Annotated in this window: 1 protein-coding gene and 1 pseudogene; both read left to right on the top strand. The window is 69.1% G+C overall.

From position 1 onward, the window contains the following. Positions 1 to 163, top strand: a pseudogene (locus AC2VON_RS22245) (acyl-CoA dehydrogenase family protein); the annotation flags it as partial. A 6-nt stretch (positions 164 to 169) separates the two neighbouring features. Beyond that, positions 170 to 1,675, top strand: coding sequence for a long-chain-fatty-acid--CoA ligase FadD17 (fadD17, locus tag AC2VON_RS22240; protein WP_486954805.1), 1,506 nt, complete (start codon positions 170 to 172; stop codon positions 1,673 to 1,675). Positions 1,676 to 1,826 lie beyond the last annotated feature (151 nt).

Raw genomic sequence — 1,826 nt, 5'->3', positions numbered from 1 at the left:
GGTGGCCCACACCATCGTTCACGTGCACGGCGGGGTGGGCATCGACGTCGACCATCCGATCCACCGCTACTTCCTGGCTGCCAAGCAGGCCGAGTTCACGCTGGGCGGCGCGACCGGACAGCTGCGCCGGATCGGCCGTGAACTTGCCGACACTCCGGTGTGAATCGCAGTGTCCGCGTTACCGACCGTCACCGAACTGCTGACCCCGCTCGTGGGCGTCGAAGATCGGGGCGTGGACTTCGAGGACTCGTTCACCAGCTGGCGTGACCACATCCGGGACGCGGCGGCGATCGCGTCCACGCTGCGCGGCCGCCTCGATCCGGGCCGCCCGCCGCATGTCGGGGTGCTGCTGGAAAACACACCGTTCTTCTCCGCGCTGCTGGTGGCCACCGGGATGTTCGGCATCGTCCCGGTGGGGCTCAACCCGATCCGCCGCGGGCCGGCGCTCGCCCGCGACATCGCCCATGCCGACTGCCAGTTGGTGCTTGCCGACTCGAGATCGGCTGCCACGCTCGGTGACATCGAGCATGTCAATGTCGACTCCGCCGCGTGGGCCGACGAACTGGCCGCGCATAGGGGAGCCGAGGTGTCTGTTGTGTCCAGCAGACCGGCGGACTTGTTCATGCTGATCTACACCTCAGGCACCAGCGGTGACCCGAAGGCGGTCAAGGTCAGCCACGGCAAGGTGGCGATCGCCGGCGTGACGATGGCCGAGCGGTTCAGTCTCGGCGCCGACGATGTCTGCTACGTGTCGATGCCGCTGTTTCACTCCAACGCCGTGCTGGCCGGCTGGGCGGTTTCGCTGGCCTGCCGCGGTTCCCTGGTGTTGCGGCGCAAGTTCTCGGCGTCGCAGTTTCTCCCCGACATCCGCCGCTACGGCGTGACCTACGCCAACTACGTCGGCAAGCCGCTGTCGTACGTGCTGGCCACACCCGAGCGACCGGATGACGCGGACAATCCGCTCAAGGCGGTGTACGGCAACGAGGGCGCCCCCGGCGACGTGGAACGTTTTGCTCGCAGGTTCGGCTGCGCGGCGATCGACGGGTACGGGTCCACCGAGGGCGGGGTGGCGATCAGCAGCACCCCCGACACCCCGGCCGGTGCGCTGGGCCCGCTGCCCGACGGGGTGACGATCATCGACGTCGACACCGGCGAAGCCTGCCCGCCCGGTGTGGTCGGTGAGCTGGTGAACGTCACGGGCGGCGGTCGCTTCGAGGGTTACTACAACGACCCGGCCGCCGAGGCCGAGCGGATGGCCGGCGGGGTCTACCACAGCGGTGATCTGGCCTACCGCGACGGCGCCGGGTACGCATATTTCGCCGGCAGGCTGGGCGACTGGATGCGGGTGGACGGTGAAAACCTCGGCACTGCGCCCATCGAACGGGTGCTGCTGCGACACCCGGACGTGGCCGAGGTTGCGGTGTACCCGGTACCGGACCCGGCCGTCGGCGACCAGGTGATGGCGGCGCTGGTGCTGGCGCCGGGCGCGCAGTTCGACGCGGGGGGTTTCCGCGGTTTCCTGGCCGAGCAGCCCGACCTCGGACCCAAGCAGTGGCCGTCGTATGTGCGGGTCAGCGCCGAGTTGCCGCGCACGGCAACGTTCAAGGTGCTCAAACGCGCGTTGTCAGCCGAGGGCGTCGACTGCGCCGACGCGGTGTTTCGCATCGAGCGCTAGCGCGGATGACGTGTCTGGCCCGGTCGCTAGTATCGCTAGCATGTTCGATGGGATGGCCGAGGCGGCTGCGGTGCTGGTTGATCGGATGACCGTGGCGACGCGGGCGGAGAACCGGGCCGCTGGTGAGCGGTTGGCCGCGGTCAGTGAGCTC

This window comes from Mycobacterium sp. TH-M82 (genome assembly GCF_057473605.1).
This window is presented reverse-complemented; position numbering and strand designations above follow the sequence as displayed.